The organism is Sanguibacteroides justesenii (assembly GCF_003204205.1).
Classification (GTDB): Bacteria; Bacteroidota; Bacteroidia; order Bacteroidales; family Marinifilaceae; genus Gabonibacter; species Gabonibacter massiliensis.
In genome coordinates, this window is sequence record NZ_QJPL01000002.1 from 13,569 (window position 1) to 32,075 (window position 18,507).

Genomic DNA, 18,507 nt, shown 5'->3' on the forward strand with positions numbered 1-18,507 from the left:
CAAAAAACGAAAACAGCGAAAACAGGTATATTATTTCAATCGATCGTATCTGGACGAATCTTTACAATTGCCCTGTCGCTTTCAAATAACGGGTTTCACTTAAACGTAATTCAGCCTTGGCATCAATCCAGTCACTCCATGCTTTTTGCCACTGAGCCTGTGCTTCCATATAGTCGGTCAATGTTTCCATCCCGACTTCGTATTGATTTTTACTAACAATCAAATTTTCCTCCGCCTGAGATAACGATTGACGGGTCAATGTTACCCGGGTTACCGCATCTTCCACGTTAAAACGAGCCCGGGCAATCTCTAACTGCATCATTTGTGCCATGTCTTCCTGTCTCAAACGGCTCATCTCTTTTTCCGCCTTCACTGAACGAACCTTATTTCTGCCTTCTCCCCAATTGTAAATCGGAATTTTTAAGGAAGCCATTGCCGTAAAAGAAGATATACCAGAACCCTGTCCGTTCACGGTTATTCCATCGGAATACCCGTAAGAAGCCGAAACTCCCAGTTGAGGTAAAAAATCGGAACGGGTCAGTTCCACCTCTTTTATTTTTAACTCGACCTCCTTTTCTAACAAATTATATTCGGGCCGTCCCGTGATTCCCGCCTTCACCTCGAATAACCCCGGAGTAATCCCTTCTTGAAGAGTGTCACTAATCTGTACTTCCGAATAAAAATCGATCCCGACAATCCGACATAAATTCATACGGGCCAAAGACTTACCATTCATAGCCTTTTGCAACATAAGCTCTGCCTCATTCAGCTTTACCTGTGCTTTCAATAAATCATTACGGGAACTCATTCCGATTTCATAAGCATTTACCAGGTTAAGTACCAACTCTTTCACAACCGACTTATATTTCTCGGCAGAAGTTACCAATTCACACACTTTCAAATATTGCCAATACGCCTCGTCGGCCTCTAAAATTACCTCCTTTCGATTGTATTCCTGATTCAGATCCGCCATCTCTTTCCCTATCTTTGCCATCCTGAAAGCAGAACGCACCTTTCCACCCATAAAAAGAGGCTGCTCCAACAAAATCCCCGCCGTATAAATACCCCTCAAGCCCAAAGCCAAATTGATATCAGGCATAAAAGCATATTCATTAAAAAGAAACATACCGTCTTTTCCCATCACCGGCAAATGCGTTGTCGGATCAAGATATAAATTGGGAACTAAATTCCCTTGTCCGTCCTGAATATACGTGGGCAAATAACCGCCGTTAATCTTAAACTTCCACCTCTTTTGCATATAAGCATACACGCCAGTGGCCGAAAACTTCGGAAAGAAATTAGCCCTGTAACTTTTCACGTCATAAGCGGACTTCTCAACTTGTTGAGCCGCAATAGCTATTTTCTTGCTGTTCTCCAAGGCCATTTCCCGACATTTTTTTAAATCCAATGATACCTGAGCCTGTACCGGTATAAAACCCACCAACAATATAACTACAAATAAAAAGCGCATTTTTCCTTGATTTAAATTTATCATTCGCTAAACGTTATTCCTCTTTTTATCTTCAAAGAAGATTGCATATAAAACCGGAATAAATACCAACGTGATCACTGTTCCGACTAATAATCCTCCCATAATCGTTACTGCCATAGAGCCGAACATATCGTCCCCTAAAAGCGGAATCATTCCTAATATAGTCGTTAAAGAGGCCATCATTACCGGACGGAAACGGGAAGAAGAGGAATCTAACAACGCTTGCAATTGACTCTTTCCCGAGGCTATCTGCAAACCGATCTCATCTAACAATACCACTCCATTCTTAATCATCATCCCGATCAATCCGAGAGCTCCGACGATAGCCACGAACCCGAACTCTTTACCGCTTAATAACATTCCCGCCACAATACCGATCGTCGCCAAAGGTAAACACAAGAAAATGATTATCGGTTTTCTAAAATCTTTAAACAACATAATCAATATGGCAACCATCAAGATAATAGCCAACGGAATATTGGCGAAAAGATACTTCATCGATTCCCCGCTCGCTTTATGCTCCCCTAACCATTGCATCGTATAGCCTTCCGGTAGAGCAATCGTATCTATTCTCTCGGCCAAAAGAACCCTTGCACTTTCGGCAGTATAGCCCAAAGCGTTATTACATTGCGCCCGCATCGCCCGTTGCCCGTTATAGCGCCGTACGACCGGATCTTCCCACTTCATACTCACACCACGGGTAACCTGATTCAAAGGGGTCGAACCTATGGTTCGAGCCAACAACTCCTCTCCCGAGGTCGTTCCCATCAATAATCCTTTCAAAGATTCCTCGTTTAAAGCAGAAGCAGAAGGCATCACGCTCCACACGGGAATATTATCCAACGCTTCGACCTTTTCTCCCCGGCTATTCCGGCTCTTCATGTATAAAGGCAGAGAACGGGTTCCCTCGTAGTAAGCCCCTACCGGCAGTCCATCCGTTGCCGACAACATAGACAATCCCACGTCGGAACGGGAAAGTCCCGCAGAGCGGGCTATCGGTTGATAATAGTTCACCATCAACACGGGAACCATCGGGTCCCAATCCCTCGTGACAAGCATAACTGCCGGTTCATCGCGCATAATACGTTCGGCTTTAGCCGTCAACTCTTTTAAAACGGCAGGATCGGGACCGGAAAACATCAATTCGATCGGAAATTTTTTGTACATGAGATTATAACGCTTCATCCTCACGTAAGCATCCGGATAATGAGCCTCCAGATAATCCTGGATTTCCGATAATGAACTTTTTAATGCATCGGGGCTGGTATAATCCACAATTAATTCCCCATAACTCATGGAAGGTTCTGCTATGGAACGTACCAAATTATAGCGGGCAGGAGTTCCTCCCAAACTCGTTGTCACGTGGGTAATATCCGGACGATTCAATAAATAACGCTCGATTTCGGCCAAATCGGATTTTACTCGTTCTATCCTGGTTCCTTCAGGCATTTTAAATTCTACATATAACTGGGAATAACTCAGATCAGGGAAAAAACCCTGGGGGATATAACGGTAACAATAAGCCGTGATCGCCAATAAAACGACAACGACAGCAACAGCTAACTTCTTATGCCATAAAATATAAGTTAAAAAAGTCCGAAACAAACGGTAAATCCTACTATCAAAAAGTTTTTCACCACCCTCCTTCGGTTGTATTTTCAACGATCTATCCGCGTGGATAGGAATTTGAGTCAAGGCTAATATCCAACTCAGCAACAAAGAAACGGCCAACACGATAAATAGATCCCGAACATATTCGCCCGTCGTATCCGGAGAAATAAAAATCGGGAAGAATGCCAATATGGCTATCAAGGTGGCCCCCAATAAAGGCATAGCGGTCTTCTTCGTAATATTTGTCAAAGCCGCCGGACGTTTTATTCCCCGTTCCAGGTCGACCAAAATCCCGTCCACAATAACGATGGCATTATCCACCAACATTCCCATGGCTACAATTAACGATCCCAATGAAACTCGCTGCAATGTTCCGTCAAAAAGATAGAGCACCACAAAAGAACCCAACACAATAATCACCAAACCGGTTCCTATGATAACACCGCTCCGGAAGCCCATCGTCAACATCAGAATCAATATGACAATAACAACGGATTCCACTAAATTCACCATAAATACGCCGATAGCCTCACTTACCCGTTCCGGTTGAAAAAAGACCTTATGGAAATCAATACCTACCGGAATCCGGGAAGTTTTGAGATCTGTCAGTTTTTTATCGACAATACGCCCCAATGAAACAATATTTCCCCCTTTTTCCATAGAAACGGCTAATCCAAAAGCACGTTTTCCATCATAGCGCATCTCGTTACGAGAAGGGTCCTCGTATCCCTTGGTCACGGTAGCAATATCCCGTAATCGCAATTGATCTCCCTCGTGCCCCTGAATAATTAAATCTTGAATATCTTCAATAGAGCGATAGCTATCATTCACGGCCACCCGGATACGTTGGTCACCGCTATTAAAATAACCGGGATAAACCGTCTTATTCTGATTATTCAATGTAGCCAGAACCTCCATGGGATGTACACCCAGGTTCACCATTTGATCCTGAAGGATCTCGATATTGATACAAGGTTTCCGATCCCCGTACAGTTCGACCCGACGTACCCCCGCAACATCCTGTAACTCCCGTTTCACCAGTTGGGCATAATCCATCAACTCCTCATCTGATACGCCGTCGGTCGTTATCGCATAAAACATACCATACACGTCCCCAAAATCATCCATGACAACGGAAGGACGGGTCCCCGATGGTAAACTGGCCTGTGCATTTATCACCTTCCGTCGTAAAATATCCCATTTCTGTTCTAATTCATCTCCGCTGACCGTACTCTCCAACTCCACGGTTATCAAAGACATATCCGCTACCGATTTGGATTCGATAGTAGATATAGCTCCCATGGAACGAATCGATTTTTCCAATACATCGGTCACTTCCAACTCCACTTGATGAGCAGAAGCCCCGGGATAAACAGTAAGAATCATCGCCTGTTTTACCTTTATCTCCGGATCCTCCAATTTACTCATAGAGATAAAAGCAAAAACACCGCCAATCACGAGCACGGCAATAAAAAATTTCACCAACGCTCTATTATTCAAAGCGTATTCCGTCAAGTTCATAGCAATCCTCCCACGTTAGTCGATGACACTCCTTTCAAAAGTTCAACTTCCATACCTTCGTTCAACCCGTGGACTCCGGCTGAAATAACGATCTCTCCCACCTTCAACCCTTGTGCGACAATAACGGTCCCGTCTTTCAATATTTTACCAAGTTTTATCTCTCTCGTAGAAACGGTTCGAGTCGAAGGATTATACACCCAAACGGCAGCATCCCCCCTATTTTCAAAAACAGCGGATAACGGAATAATCGTTAACTCGCTAATTTGAGGATTATATTCGATGTTTACGTTTACACTCATCCCGGCAGCTATATCAAATCCTTTTTCCGGTCTCAGACGAAGACGCATCTTGTAGAGCTGGTTTAAATTAGCCTTTCGGGTAACTTCTATCAATTCCAAAGGGAATACCTTATCCGGAAAAACATCGATAGTACAAGAAAAAGATTTGAACAAAGCCTGACGAACATAGTCGCTCGAGGGGATATCGATCTCCACATCGAAATAAGCACTATTGATCATAGAAATTACCGGTATACCGGCATTTACCGTTTCATGAGGATTAAAAATCTTTTTTTGAATATACCCGTCGAACGGAGCCAGTAAACGGGTATCTTCCAACGCATTTCTATGAGCGTTGTATTTAGCTGTTATTTGTCTTAAACCGTATACGGCTTTTTCATAATCGTTCACGGGAACGCTTTTCCGATTATACAACTCAATCACTCGCTCGGCCTCTCCTTTTACCTGTCGGAATTCAGCCTCCGTGGCAGAAAACTGAATTTCATAATCCCGGGGATCTATTTCGGCAATTACAGTGCCTTTCTTTACGAAGGCTCCTACCTCCAACGGCATTCTCAAAATAGGACCGGCCACCCGAAAAGCCAGATTCACATCGGAAGCCGCCTTTATTTTTCCCGGATACACAATAGATAATTCCCCTTGATGGTCTTTTACCGTATCCGCTTTTACCACCATTTTTCCCTGAGTACGGCCCGTCTTTGACGTACGGCACGCCCCGAGCAATAACACCATACTCAATACCAGAAGAATAAACTTATTCGTCATACACGCTGTTTTTATATTCGTTTATTAACCACCACGCTAAAAAGTCGTTCTCTCTATCTTAGGGCTATCCCATTCATCCCCAGATTTTTTCCACCTCTTTTTTATACAAAAAATAAGCCAATCCGAAATAAATAAATGTCAAAATCCACAAGCTGTAAAACTCACAAGAGACTTGGGATAGAGTTGCTCCCATATTATTGATAGAGATAAAACCGTTTATTCCATGTGTAGAAGGGAATACATTGCTTATCCAAAGCCAATATTCCGGAATCGCCGTTTTAGGCCAAGAGATTCCGGAAATAAACATCAAAGGAACAGAGGTGAAAACAAATAAAAGATAAGGCATTTCCCGCTCCTTGGACAAAAAAGAGAGTATCATGGCAAAAAAGATACACGAGAGTAAAAAAGGCAAGAGAAACCACATCAGTTCCAACTTCGCCCCGATTTGAGTCATCCCGAATATACGGGGGACGATGAATAAAATCCAATAACCCATCACAAAATAGATCGGGAGATAAATCATGCCCTTTCCCAACACGACCCGCAAAGGGTAACGGTAATGCATATTCCGGGGGATCATTCGCTTTTTAATATTACGATCCCTCTCTGTTCCCGCAATAGTTCCCATTCCCAATAATAAAGACTGTTGTATTACTAAAATCAGAACAGCCGGGATTAGGAAAGAGGTAAATCCGCTCTGAGGATTATACATCTTCACCTCACGTACTTTAACAGGAGAAGCTGTTAGTTGTTGTTGGATTTTCGAGGCATATTCCATCCCGTCTACTTGTATCTTTTTCCCCATAGCCAAAGAGACGTCCGTAGCTGCCGTCAATAAAGTCTTATAATTCAACAAGGCACTCATATCACAAAAAAGCGAAACATGAGCCTGTTCTCCCCTGGCTATCCATCTGCTAAAATCAGAAGGGACCTCCAATATACCATAGATCTTTTTCCGGTACATTAACTTCTTCGCCTCCTCCATATTACTGCAATAAGCTACCACATCCACCCCTGCCGTGGCATTCCAATTCCGGATAAACTCCCGACTCTCCGACGATTTATCCTGATCCACTACGGCAACCGGGATCTCCCGAGCCACTTCGTTGCTATAAATATAAGCATAAGTTATCGGGTAAGCCAGGGTCAGAGCCACGAAAAAAGTTAACACGGCATGATCCCGGAAGATCATGTAAAATTCCCGTCTCAGCACATAATATATATCTTTCCAGAAATCAATCATCCATTTCACAAATTAATCATTCTACCGATCACGGCATATATTTAAATTTCAACAAATCCAATTTCAATTTTTTCAGGACCAACAACGGTAACAACATAAATACCAACAAGGCGGAATAAGACTGCCAGGAATAAATCATATCCAAGCCATTAAGAGCCTGATCGATATAAATCAAAAGATAATGCCTCATTTGAAAAAGATTACTCATCGCTTGAACTAAAAAAGGCATGGAACGGACAGGATAAGTAAAACCGCAAATGGAGAAAGCAAGCACTCCCCACAAAGCACAAGCACTCAAAGCAATTCGATTACGCCGAACCAGTCCCGTTAAAAACAAGGCCACTCCCTGAGATGCAAGCACCATCATTACCATTCCTAAAAACATCGGGAAAAAACCGCTGTTCAATGGGAAACGAGCGTAAACATAAAGTAGTGACAAATAAAACATCCCCATACAGATAAAGACAACAGCTTGTGGGATAAGCTTACCCATCAACGACAACACGATCGAGTTACGCCCCATTTCCAACCATTTCCGGGAAGTTCCCCGCTTTACCTCTTCCCCGATACTGTATGCAGTCATGAACATCACGAACATGCAAAGAAAAGCCGGTAAAAGAAAATTAGCCAAATATACGGAGTAACTCAGCCACGGATTATTCAACGGATGAGAGTCCAAAGCGACAGGCATCAACCGGGCCGACAACAAAGGACCTCCCTCTCCTTTTGCCAATAATAATGTTTGCTGAACTGCACCGTTGGCCAAAGAGGTTTGGGTTCTCATATCTTTATATACCAAAGAGGCCGGAAGAAAGTAGGTATCATTCGTGTAAAAAGAGATAACCGGCTCTTTTCCCGTGGAAATATCCCGCCGGAAATCTGCAGGAATATGGAAAATACCGTACACTTCGCTCTTTTGCATGGCCTCCCTTGCCTCCTTAAAAGAGGTAGTCTGCATCGCCACTTCCGATTGTGCAAAAGAATTCAGCGTGCGGACCAATTGACGGGACATAGCCGTATTGTCTTCATCGACAACGGCTATCGGTAAATTCGTCGGCAAGCCGTCTTTCAGTAAATCCATAAAAAAAAGGAAACAGAACATCGGGGCGACCACCATCACAAACCAATACAGCCAACGCCCCGAGAGAATCCTAAACTCTCTCTTCATCAAAACCCACAAAGCCCGTATATCCTTTTGCATCTCTATTTAAGATTTAAGATTTTTCCGACTAAGAACTCCGTTTTCCGGTAGCTTAACCCTTCACTTTTTTCAACACGCTCATCCCCGGACGCAAACCCTCTACCGGTTCTGTCGGAACAGCCTTTACTTCAAAAGTTTTAGCATCATACTGTCCGGTCGTCTTGGTCGCTCTCCAGGCCGCATAACTTCCCATGTCTTTCATCCGGGTCACTTTTAAAGTAATCTCCTTATTATCCAGAGCCGGAACGTAGGCTTTGAAAGTAACCCCCACCTGTAAATCTTTCAGTAAATCTTCCCGGACATTAAAAACGACCCACGTATCGGATAAATCCAATACATCCATGACCGGAGAACCCGTTCCGACCAACTCTCCCACGTGAGGATAGCGTTCGGATATCTCACCGTCTATCGGAGAAATTAAAAATGTCTCGTTCACGTACGAACTAACCTCGGCCACGGCTCCCTTAGCCCGGTTCACCTGAGCCTCCGCGGCCAATTTATCCTCTTTTTCAGCCCCGTTCATAGCCATTTCATATTGGGCTTGGGCGGCTTGCTCCGTAGCTGACATCGCTTTATAATTCGCTTCGGCCTCATCTCTTTTCTGAGCTGACATAACCCCGTTCTCGAACAATTTCTGCACGCGTTCATAAGATTTTTTGGCAACATCCGAGGCTGCCTGAGCCTTTTTCCAGGTTTGATACGCCATAGTGATTTTTTCTTCCCGAGCCCCTTTCTGAGCTTTATCACTCAATGCTTGCGCCGCCTCTTCCGCCGCACGGGCCTGAGAATATTTTGCTATCACCTCCGGACTATCCAGAATAGCGACAGTATCGCCTTTCCGAACCCGATCCCCTTCGTCCACTAAGAAAAGGGCAATTCTTCCGGGTACTTTCCCGGAAATCCTGACCTCATTCGCCTCCGCTTCTCCCTGTATGATCTCCGGAAGCGGTTTCCTAAAAATAAAACCGAAAACTCCTACCAAAAGGACGATCAAAACAATTCCGGCAAAAATTTTTACCTTACCGTTTTCCTTTTTTTCATTTTTCATCACCATATCGTAATTATAGTTATACCTTATTTATCAATCTCCAACAAGGTTCCGTATGCTTTTTGCAGATAAACTTCGCTCAATTTCGCCTCTATCCGCGTATCGATTAGCTCGGCGTTGGCCGACAACCAAGCCGTCTGTGCCTCCAATACGTTTAACACCGGAATTGTTCCTTCCTGAAATCCCAGGTTGGCAAATCGAAGATTCTCTTCCGCTTTTTCCATGTTTTTACGTGCCATCTCCAACTTTTTGGCTACTTCCTTAACCTTAAACTCGGATTGATTCACTTGCAACTCGATTTTTTCTTTCGCTTCCTGCAACTTATAATTCATAATGTTAGTCTGGGTCTTCGCGTGCCTCAGGCTTTTCCGGGAAGCTCCCCAATGAAAAATCGGAGCTTTTATCCCGATCCCGACGCTCCACATTCCATCGAACTTAGCACTTATCCCATCATAAAAAGAGGGAGTACTTGCAAACCAATTAACCATCAAAGCGATCGTCGGTAAATACTCCGACAACGCTATTTTTTCCTTTTTTTTATACATATCGGTTGCCAAGGTCAAACTGGCCACCTCGGGACGACGGTTAAAAACCTGCCGGATATCCACACCCGAGACCTCCTTTAACTTCATATCCATATGCTCCTCCCTTAAAGGGATCACCGTATCGATCGGTAACCCGCAAATCTGGTTCAACACCATACGCGACAAACTTAACCCGTCTTCCACCTTCGTTAACATCATCTCTCCCTGATTCAGTTTTACCTTTACGGAAAGGACATCCGCCTTTGTTGCCACTCCGGTCTCCTCCATCAACAATACATCGTGCTCAAATTTTTTCAAGGTCTCCACGTATTTTTCCGCCATCTGTTTCCGGTTCACCAAAGAGACGATCTGCCAATACGCCTCATCCGTGGCAACGATAATATTCTGTAACTCCTGAGACCGGTTACTTTCCGCCAATTTCTCGGACAATCCCGCCAACTGATTATAAGCCCGGATCTTTCCCCCCATATACAACGGCTGTGTCAAACCGATCTGCAATACGGCTAAATTACGTTCGTCTACCGTCATGGCACTCTTTGGCAATAAAGCATAATCTTTCGGAACATACTGACCATTCACTACGACCGGTTTTCCATCCGGCCCCGACATCAATTGATCCGGCCGAAAAGTAAACTTTCCATTCTCTATCGTACCTACAGGCAAATGAGCGTCTTCAGCTAAAAGATTGATCTCTTTTTGATTCCGCATATACGTACCCATCGCATCGATTCCGGGTAAATATTTCGTGAAAGCCTCTTTTTTCTGCTCCCGGCTTGCACGAATCTCTTCATCGGCTATCTTCAGGTTTTTATTATTCTCTATCGCCAAACGACGGAAATCTTCTAAGCTCATTTCCCGCTGGGCGCATAAATTCATAAATAGGAACATACAAACAATACTAAAAATAACCCTTCTCATATCTTTAAACATTAGTTATGCAAACATTAACAAAAACCGATTTCAATATTCAACGTAATCTCGTCTCTTTTTATTATACTTTTCGGTATGTGGTTTACCAAAAAAATTACCCTGCTTTTACCAAGGAATACAATTGTTCGTATTGCGATCGAACAGCCGATAACGCATAAGAAATATCCTGATGCATGATCAGATAATTGATCACCCCGACTCCTATATTCAGCAAATTCTTTGCCAAAATAGACGTATCCACGTCATCTCTCACTTCTCCCTCCCTCTTCGCCTGCAATATCAATTGTTCCAATTTAGATAACCAGGAAACTTTCGTATTCAACACGACTTCCCGAAACTCGGGATAAATGGAAATCACTTCTACCAATAACGAAAGACATAAAATTTCCGGAATATCGCTATCAAAACTTTTGGCGCTATAATTATCGATCTCCAGCAAATGGCGTATCGTCACATCTATAAACTCCCGTAACGAATGTATCTGTTCAAATTCCTCCGTCCTTTTCCGGTTCAATAAACGATAGTACTCGCTGATACCCTCTTTCAAAACCTCTTCCTTATTTGTAAAATGGTAGTAAAACGTACCCTTCGTCATCCCCACGGCCCGTTCCAAGTCCGATAAAGTCACCGCCTTATAGCCCCGCTTCAGAAAAAGCAAAAAGGCCGTTTCAATGATTGTTTCCCTGGTACCGCTCATCTTTTTATCAACAGATAATATTGTTCAAACTGCATCCGCATATCCGAAAAAACAAATTTCATATCGGCCTCTTCGAACTTCAAATTCAGCATACTGATCGACACGGACATTAAATTCTTCGCCAATACGGAAGTATCTAACGTTTCACGGATTTCACCTTTTTCCTTTGCCTTCAAAATAATATACTCCCAACAGGCTAATCGATTTTTGGAAATACCGTATATCCGCTCTCTAAATTCGGGAAACAGCGAAGACACTTCCAATACCAATTGAAAAAATAAAACCTCTATCACGTAGGTATTGAATAATTTTTTCGAAAGATCGGCACTCTCTTCCTTATATTGTAATACCAACCCGAAAAATTCCCGCAATGAAGAAATCTGAACCAATTCCTTATCCCCGATTTCACGCATAACGGTAAAATATTTCTCAATTCCTGCCTTCAGTATCTCTTTTTTATCCTTAAAGTAGTAATAAAAAGCCCCTTTGGTCAAACCGGTAGCCTGTTCCAAATCTTTTAGAGAACACGCTTTATACCCCCTCGTCAGGAATTGCACAAACGATTTGCTGATAATCTCCTCCCGTAATTCGGCCATTTTATACTTTTTGGTATGCTAAATAGTTCTGCAAATATAAAAAAAAATGGAATCTAACGGTTATAAACGATAAAAACTAAAAAATCAAACTCATCCGCCCGACCAATAGTTTACCTAATAAAAATCAAAAAGGTCGTTTCGTCCGAATGGTGAAGCGACCTTTTTCTCTAACATTAAAACACCTATTATGAAAACGAATCAAAATACGCTCTCAATTCTTTTATCTTACCCTTTTTTGATTTTATTGTCACCGTCACATCTTTCGAATACCAATCATAAATAAAAGAGGTCCCCGTGTAACGATTTACCTCTTGTTGAGGAACATCTATTTTCCATTCATTTTCTCCTTTACTAAAAATCAATTCGAGATCTCCTTCCACCTCTCCCTTCAATTTGACTGACATATTGAATACAAGCTCTCTATTTAGAGAAAACTGCTGACTCCATGCTTCCTGATTTTCTATCAAAAACTCTTTCTCGTAAGATCTAAAAAATTGAATTCCGCTATAACTATAAAGCATTAACAAGGCAAAACAAACAGTGCAATTAAAAAAATGGTTCTCTTTTTCATATTATAGTTTATTCAATTAATAATAATCAAAATATACTCTTAATTCTTTCATTTTACCCTTCTTAGATGCGATGGTCACGATTACCTCTTTCGAATACCAGTCCCTGGAAATAAATTCACCCTTGTAACGATTCACATCTTGCTGAGCGATATCTGTTTTCCATTCACGTTTCCCATCGCTAAGGGTCAATTTAAGATCTCCTTCCACCTCTCCTTTCAATTTGATAGAAATACTGGACATAGGCTCCTTTTTAAAAGAAAACTGTTGATGCCATGTTTCCTGATTTTCTATCAAAAACTCCTTTTCATAAGATCTAAATAATTCTATACCGCTATAATTGTAGATGATCAATAAAATGACACAAACAAACAATACAATAAAAAAAATTCTTTTCTTTTTCATCTTACTTATTTTTATTGATTCGTTGGAATAAGTTCTCCATTTTTCTCATATAATAAATCGCCATTATTTAAGGCATCCATTGCTTTATCACTGGCAGATCTTTTATCCAGACCCGAATATTTTTTAAATATATCATATCCGACTTTATTATTATGCAAATCCATTCTCTTTTCCAAAGCATTTTGGTCTGAACGCTCTTCATGCGCATTCCCAAAACGTCTTGCCAATACGACACCACAACTGATAGAATTTAAAATATTAAAATAACAATGCCGAAAAGCATCACTTTTATCATTCCATCCATTTTTCCCGAATAATGCTTCTGTCTCTCTTTCCGCAATTTCAGCATTTTTCCTAATTTCCAAAGCTTGCAAGGGAAACCTCGTAACTAAAATTATTTCTTCAAGCGTTAATTCAGGAATTTTATCATAAGGGTCTAACTGAAATGTCTCCAAATCTATCCCTAATTCCGCCAGCTCCGCTTCCGTGTGTTCATATTCACCTGAAGTACCGCCCGAACCACCACTTCCTCCCGAGCCACCACTACTCCCTCCCGAAGAAGATCCAGAACCAGAACCGTTCAACAATCGAATAGTAAAATAAACATCCACCACCCCTGCCTTGGTTTTGAAAGCATCTTTACAACGATACATATACGCTTTTAGTACATCACCATACTTTTTTTCTGTTAATGGGCCGTGAGTATTTAAAATTATCTTAACCCATTCCATTTCAACAACAATTTCCGGATTTTTTGTTGTTTGTACTCTCTGTTCAAGCAAGCGACCATTTCTCCAAAATATTTCGTTTCTCGTTTCATAGCTCACCCCATATATAACAGACTCTCCATCTATTATTCCATTTTCAATTTCTATATAATAATCAATATGGCTGAGATACGCAGGACCTAACGGATCAACAGCACGGGCCACGCTATTTTCAATAATCACATCCCCATTATTCACGGTTTTACTCTTCGCAAAACCTTGTTTCGGCATACATAAAGATGATTCAACAGTTAAACCTTCGTTCTGCCATTTTTGAAAAAAGACAGAACGCATAGCCTGAAATTCATAAGGTAAAGCATCATACCCTTTTTGATCTATTAAATGTAATTCTCCCGATGTTTTTATCGACTCTAAAGATCCTCTCTTATCATCTGTTATTTTATAAATCAAACACCCGTTAATTACACCTGTCTCTCGACTTTGTACGGGAACAAGATAATGTAATCCCTCCCGAAACCCCATACCAAAACAAGTGTTGTCCAATACCAAACGAATACACTTAAGATCAAGGACCTTTTCTAATTCTTCCTTTTGATTTTGTTCATCAAGTTTTTTAACAAGATTTAATCCGGCTTTATTATCACCATCATAATAAATACTTTCAACTTTACTTGTCTCTCCTAACTCGTGAACACATCCATACCATAAAATAGAGAGAATAAAAAAATAAATCACTCTTTTCATAATGCTTACTATTAAGTAGCAATATATCATCTAAACTCATTGCAATATTGTAAATTATTTTATCTATTGCAAATATTATAAAACATACATCAACAATAAACACTACTCTATTACGCCACAAGGCGCATATTTAATTGTTTAATAGAAAATTATCTGCAAAAAGAATCGAGAATCAAATCGAATCCAGAATCATCCTATATTACACGAAATACATAACAAAACATGCCGCTTAATAATTAGGCGGCATGTTTATCTATATCTGAAAAATAACCTACTCTACCGAAACAATCTCTTCCAGCTCTTCCCGGGTTCCCGGATGAGCTTTTAATTCGTATTTGCTGATGCGATTCATAATTACGGCGATTGCTCCGTCACCGGTCACGTTACAAGCCGTTCCGAAACTATCCATCGCAATATACAAGGCGATCATCAATCCCTGGGCCGTTTCGTCAAAACCCAACATGGATTGCAACAACCCCAAGGCCGCCATAATCGCCCCGCCGGGAACTCCCGGAGCCGCCACCATAGCAATACCCAACATCAAGATAAATCCGGCAAATTGCCCGAAGGAGATATCCATGCCGGACATCAGCATGATAGCCATCGCACAGGCAACAATCTTCATCGTACTGCCGGAAAGATGAATGGTCGCACAAAGCGGTATGACAAAGCTGGCAACTTCTCGATTGACCCCGTTCTTAATGGTCTGCTCCAACGTAACCGGAATAGTGGCTGCAGAAGATTGTGTCCCCAAGGCTGTCATATAGGCCGGAAGCATATTTTTGAAAAGCCGGAAAGGATTCGATTTGGAAACAAAACCGGCGATAAAGAATTGCATGAACAATAGAATGATCGTCATTATAAAAATTACGACAATAATTTTCACGAACACACCCATTACCCCGGATACCTGACCGGAACCGGTAATATTTAAAAAAATACCGAAAATATAAAGAGGCAATAAAGGAATAATAACCCCCGTGATTACCCTATTGATGATATCTTTAAAATCTTCCATGGCCCCTTTCAGCGTGCCCCCGTTAATAACAGACATTCCCAAACCCAAAGTAAAAGCCAGAAGCAAGGAGGTCATCACATCCATTAACGGCGGCATTGCCACGGTAAAGTAGGGAGTCAAAGTCTCCCCTTTTGCCGTTTCCAATGGATGCAATTGCTCCGCAGTATCGAGCAACCACGGGTAAGTCAAATCACAGGTAAAATAAGTAAAGAAGCCCGAAAAAATAGTAAACCCATAGGCTAAAAGAGCGGTAAACATTAACAGACGTCCCGCTCCTTTACCGACATCTGCAATACCGGGAGCCACTAATCCCAAAATCAATAAAGGAATAATAAAGCCCAAGAAGTTTCCGAATAATCCGTTTATCGTCAAAAAGATCCGAACCAACCAATCCGGAAAAAAGAAGCCACAAACTACCCCGAGTATTATAGCTATTGCCACCTTCGGTAACAAACCCAATCTCTTTTTTTTCATATTTTTTTATCATTTATTTTCCACGAATCAGCTACACCCTCATCCTTGTTTACTCGCAAAAATTCTACCACCCCAAATACGTTACCGCCAATTCGCATCACATTAATTTTTAACTCGCCCAAATTAATACCTCTTCACCTATTACGCAACCTCCTTGTTCATAAAAAGAAATAAGAAAAAATAAAGCCCTGCTTGTTAGGCCTTTTTCCTCCTATTTTTTTACCATTCATAAACAATCTGTTTAAAAAAGAGTACTTTCGCAATAAATTAAGAACGTAATCCATGACAAAAGATAAATGGCACGGGCATATCGCCATCTTCTCCGCAAACATTCTTTTCGGACTGAACATTCCGATCGCCAAAACACTGATGCCGGAATGGATTAGCCCCATGGGACTTACCTTCGCGCGTATGGCGTTCGGAGCCATCGCTTTCTGGTTCGCCTCCATCTTCTTTATAAACGAAAAAGTTACAAAAAAAGATTTATTAATCCTGTTTTTTTGTGCCGTACTCGGGACGACGGTCAACCAACTCTTTTTTATTATCGGATTAGGTATGACCTCCCCTATCGACGCCGGACTTATCGTCACGATGAATCCCGTGGTAGTCATGATCATTTCGGCCCTTATACTAAAAGAACCCATCACCTCTAAAAAAGCGGGAGGAGTATTTATCGGGGCCTGTGGGGCCTTATTGATTATCTGGCAATCGGCATCCGCATCCGCAGGACAAGGCAGTTCGCTTCTCGGTAACCTCTATTGCTTTCTGAGCGCTGTCAGCTACGCCACCTATCTGGTGATCTCCCGCCCCATCGCCCAACGCTACACTCCTGTCACCCTGATGAAATGGATGTTTCTCTTTTCTACTCTACTCACGATTCCATTTGGTATCACGGACATGCAGGAAGCCAAAATCTTTACTTACGAAACGAACTGGAACGCCATTCTAAGCCTATTTTATGTCGTATTCGGAGCTACCTTCCTCGCTTATTTCCTCATTCCGGTCGCATTGAAACGAATCCGGCCGACCACGATCAGCATGTATAATTACGCCCAACCCTTAATCGCTTCCGTCGTGGCAATCCTGATCGGACAAGACAACCTGTCCTGGGACAAGCCGATTGCGGCTATCTTGGTCTTTACGGGTGTTTATTTCGTTACCCAAAGCAAGTCTCGTGCAGACATCGAACAGGAAGAAAAACAATAAACCGTCATATCCCTTCTTTCCATAAAAAATACCGCATCCCATTTATCGGCATGCGGTATAAGGCATTTTATTGCACTTAATATCAATCTTCCGAATACTCCACTTCCCCGGAACGAAGTACCCGAAGTTCTTGTTTTAACCGATCCATCTCGTTCTGCATGTCTTTCATTCGTTCCAGCAGATGACGAATGGCATCTATTCCTTCGATATTAATAGATAAATCATAATACATCCGGGTATATCTTTCCAACTCTTGCAATTGAGAAAGCAACAAATAGTGTTCACCTCCAATGATCCGGACATCAATAAGCCCTCCGTCTTCCAGCAACACGATGAACGAGGGATCTATATGGCATTTCTGACAGTATTCACTAACAATTATCAAATCTGTTTCCATAACAATGTCTTTTAATTTAATCCCTGAATTTCTTTAAACAACTCTTTCTGCTTCTCCGTCAAATTCGTGGGAACCTCCACGGAATAGGTCACAATCAAATCTCCGTATTTTCCATCTTGCTTATAAACCGGAAAGCCCTTTCCCCGTAACCTGACCTTAGCGTTATTCTGTGTTCCGGGTTTTACTTTCAACTTTACTTTTCCGTCCAACGTTTCTACCGTTTGCTCTCCACCCAATACAGCCGTGTACAGGTTCAAGGGTGCCGTGACGTACAAATCGTCACCCAAACGTTTGAATACCGAATCTTCCGCAATCACGAAAGTAATATACAAATCTCCATCAGGCCCCCCGTTTACACCCGGACCTCCCTGTCCTTTCAACTTGATGATTTGTCCGTTTGCAACGCCTGCAGGAACGGTAATTCGGATATTTTTCCCGTTTACACTCAATACCTGTTTGTGGGTTTTAGCCGCATCTCGCAGTCTCAAATGCAACTCGGCATTGTAATCCTGCCCGCGGAAACCGGCATTTCCACCCCCTCTTCCCCGGCGAGAACCGAACAAAGATTCAAAGAAATCAGAAAACTCTCCGTCTCCTCCCATACCGGAAAAACCTCCCTCCGAAGACCACTGATAAGAACCTCCCCCGAAACCTCCCTGCTGTCCGTAGCGCTGTTTTTGCGCCTCAAACTCATCGGCATGCTTCCAATTCTCCCCGTATTGATCGTATTTTTTTCTCTTTTCAGGATCGCTCAACACCTCGTTTGCCTCGTTGATCTCTTGAAATCGTTGCTGCGCATTCGGATCATTCGGATTTAAATCGGGGTGATGCTTTCGCGCTAATTTTTTAAATGCTTTTTTAATATCTTCCTGAGAAGCCTTTTTATCTACCCCCAGAATTTTGTAATAATCTATATAGGCCATGCTTTGATTAATTTAGACTTTATATAAATAACAAATATCGTACCTAATAGTAATTATACGTACAAAATTCATTTTCTGTTCGGATAAAAACAGGC

At 41.9% G+C, this 18,507-nt stretch carries 16 protein-coding genes; 1 reads left to right on the forward strand and 15 read right to left on the reverse strand.

What is annotated here, in order from left to right; translation table 11 throughout:
• Window positions 1-61: 61 nt before the first annotated feature.
• From DMB45_RS03035 to DMB45_RS03095, 13 genes are all read right to left on the reverse strand, one after another.
• Window positions 62-1,471 carry a TolC family protein gene (locus DMB45_RS03035; RefSeq protein ID WP_059026761.1) on the reverse strand — a complete coding sequence of 470 codons (1,410 nt, stop codon included), beginning with the start codon at window positions 1,469-1,471 and terminating at the stop codon, window positions 62-64.
• Between the two features lie 27 nt (window positions 1,472-1,498).
• Window positions 1,499-4,624, reverse strand: a complete 3,126-nt coding sequence (locus tag DMB45_RS03040) for an efflux RND transporter permease subunit (RefSeq protein ID WP_110688439.1) — start codon at window positions 4,622-4,624, stop codon at window positions 1,499-1,501.
• Window positions 4,621-5,688 carry an efflux RND transporter periplasmic adaptor subunit gene (locus DMB45_RS03045; protein ID WP_041505309.1) on the reverse strand — a complete coding sequence of 356 codons (1,068 nt, stop codon included), beginning with the start codon at window positions 5,686-5,688 and terminating at the stop codon, window positions 4,621-4,623. Before DMB45_RS03045 ends, DMB45_RS03040 begins: the two co-directional genes overlap by 4 nt.
• Before the next feature lie 73 nt (window positions 5,689-5,761).
• Window positions 5,762-6,931 (reverse strand): ABC transporter permease, encoded by a 1,170-nt coding sequence (locus tag DMB45_RS03050; RefSeq protein WP_041503111.1) that lies wholly within the window; start codon window positions 6,929-6,931, stop codon window positions 5,762-5,764.
• Window positions 6,932-6,959: 28 nt separating this feature from the next.
• Entirely contained in the window at window positions 6,960-8,132 is a 1,173-nt protein-coding gene (locus tag DMB45_RS03055; RefSeq protein WP_059026763.1) for an ABC transporter permease, read from the reverse strand.
• 52 nt (window positions 8,133-8,184) lie between these two features.
• Window positions 8,185-9,180 (reverse strand): HlyD family secretion protein, encoded by a 996-nt coding sequence (locus DMB45_RS03060; protein ID WP_110688524.1) that lies wholly within the window; start codon window positions 9,178-9,180, stop codon window positions 8,185-8,187.
• A 26-nt stretch (window positions 9,181-9,206) separates the two neighbouring features.
• Window positions 9,207-10,643: a TolC family protein gene (locus DMB45_RS03065; protein ID WP_110688525.1), complete on the reverse strand. Its 1,437-nt coding sequence runs from the start codon at window positions 10,641-10,643 to the stop codon at window positions 9,207-9,209.
• Between the two features lie 106 nt (window positions 10,644-10,749).
• Entirely contained in the window at window positions 10,750-11,352 is a 603-nt protein-coding gene (locus tag DMB45_RS03070) for a TetR/AcrR family transcriptional regulator (RefSeq protein WP_041503113.1), read from the reverse strand.
• Entirely contained in the window at window positions 11,349-11,948 is a 600-nt protein-coding gene (locus DMB45_RS03075) for a TetR/AcrR family transcriptional regulator (RefSeq protein WP_041503114.1), read from the reverse strand. Before DMB45_RS03075 ends, DMB45_RS03070 begins: the two co-directional genes overlap by 4 nt.
• A 185-nt stretch (window positions 11,949-12,133) precedes the next feature.
• The gene (locus DMB45_RS03080) at window positions 12,134-12,469 is read right to left on the reverse strand and encodes a hypothetical protein (protein WP_041503115.1); all 336 of its coding nucleotides are present in this window, start codon (window positions 12,467-12,469) and stop codon (window positions 12,134-12,136) included.
• 66 nt (window positions 12,470-12,535) lie between these two features.
• Entirely contained in the window at window positions 12,536-12,922 is a 387-nt protein-coding gene (locus tag DMB45_RS03085; RefSeq protein WP_041503116.1) for a hypothetical protein, read from the reverse strand.
• 11 nt (window positions 12,923-12,933) lie between these two features.
• Window positions 12,934-14,394 carry a DUF6973 domain-containing protein gene (locus DMB45_RS14680; RefSeq protein ID WP_181416484.1) on the reverse strand — a complete coding sequence of 487 codons (1,461 nt, stop codon included), beginning with the start codon at window positions 14,392-14,394 and terminating at the stop codon, window positions 12,934-12,936.
• A gap of 271 nt (window positions 14,395-14,665) precedes the next feature.
• The gene (locus DMB45_RS03095; RefSeq protein WP_110688440.1) at window positions 14,666-15,886 is read right to left on the reverse strand and encodes a dicarboxylate/amino acid:cation symporter; all 1,221 of its coding nucleotides are present in this window, start codon (window positions 15,884-15,886) and stop codon (window positions 14,666-14,668) included.
• Window positions 15,887-16,168: 282 nt separating this feature from the next.
• On the opposite strand from DMB45_RS03095, the gene DMB45_RS03100 reads away from it, so the two are divergent.
• Window positions 16,169-17,092: a DMT family transporter gene (locus DMB45_RS03100; protein ID WP_110688441.1), complete on the forward strand. Its 924-nt coding sequence runs from the start codon at window positions 16,169-16,171 to the stop codon at window positions 17,090-17,092.
• An 82-nt stretch (window positions 17,093-17,174) separates the two neighbouring features.
• Here DMB45_RS03100 and DMB45_RS03105 read toward each other — a convergent pair whose 3' ends face one another.
• Both DMB45_RS03105 and DMB45_RS03110 read right to left on the reverse strand, forming a co-directional pair.
• Window positions 17,175-17,489 (reverse strand): chaperone modulator CbpM, encoded by a 315-nt coding sequence (locus DMB45_RS03105; RefSeq protein WP_041503119.1) that lies wholly within the window; start codon window positions 17,487-17,489, stop codon window positions 17,175-17,177.
• 11 nt (window positions 17,490-17,500) lie between these two features.
• On the reverse strand, window positions 17,501-18,412 hold the full coding sequence (locus DMB45_RS03110; RefSeq protein ID WP_041503120.1) for a DnaJ C-terminal domain-containing protein: 912 nt from the start codon (window positions 18,410-18,412) through the stop codon (window positions 17,501-17,503).
• Between the last annotated feature and the right edge of the window lie 95 nt (window positions 18,413-18,507).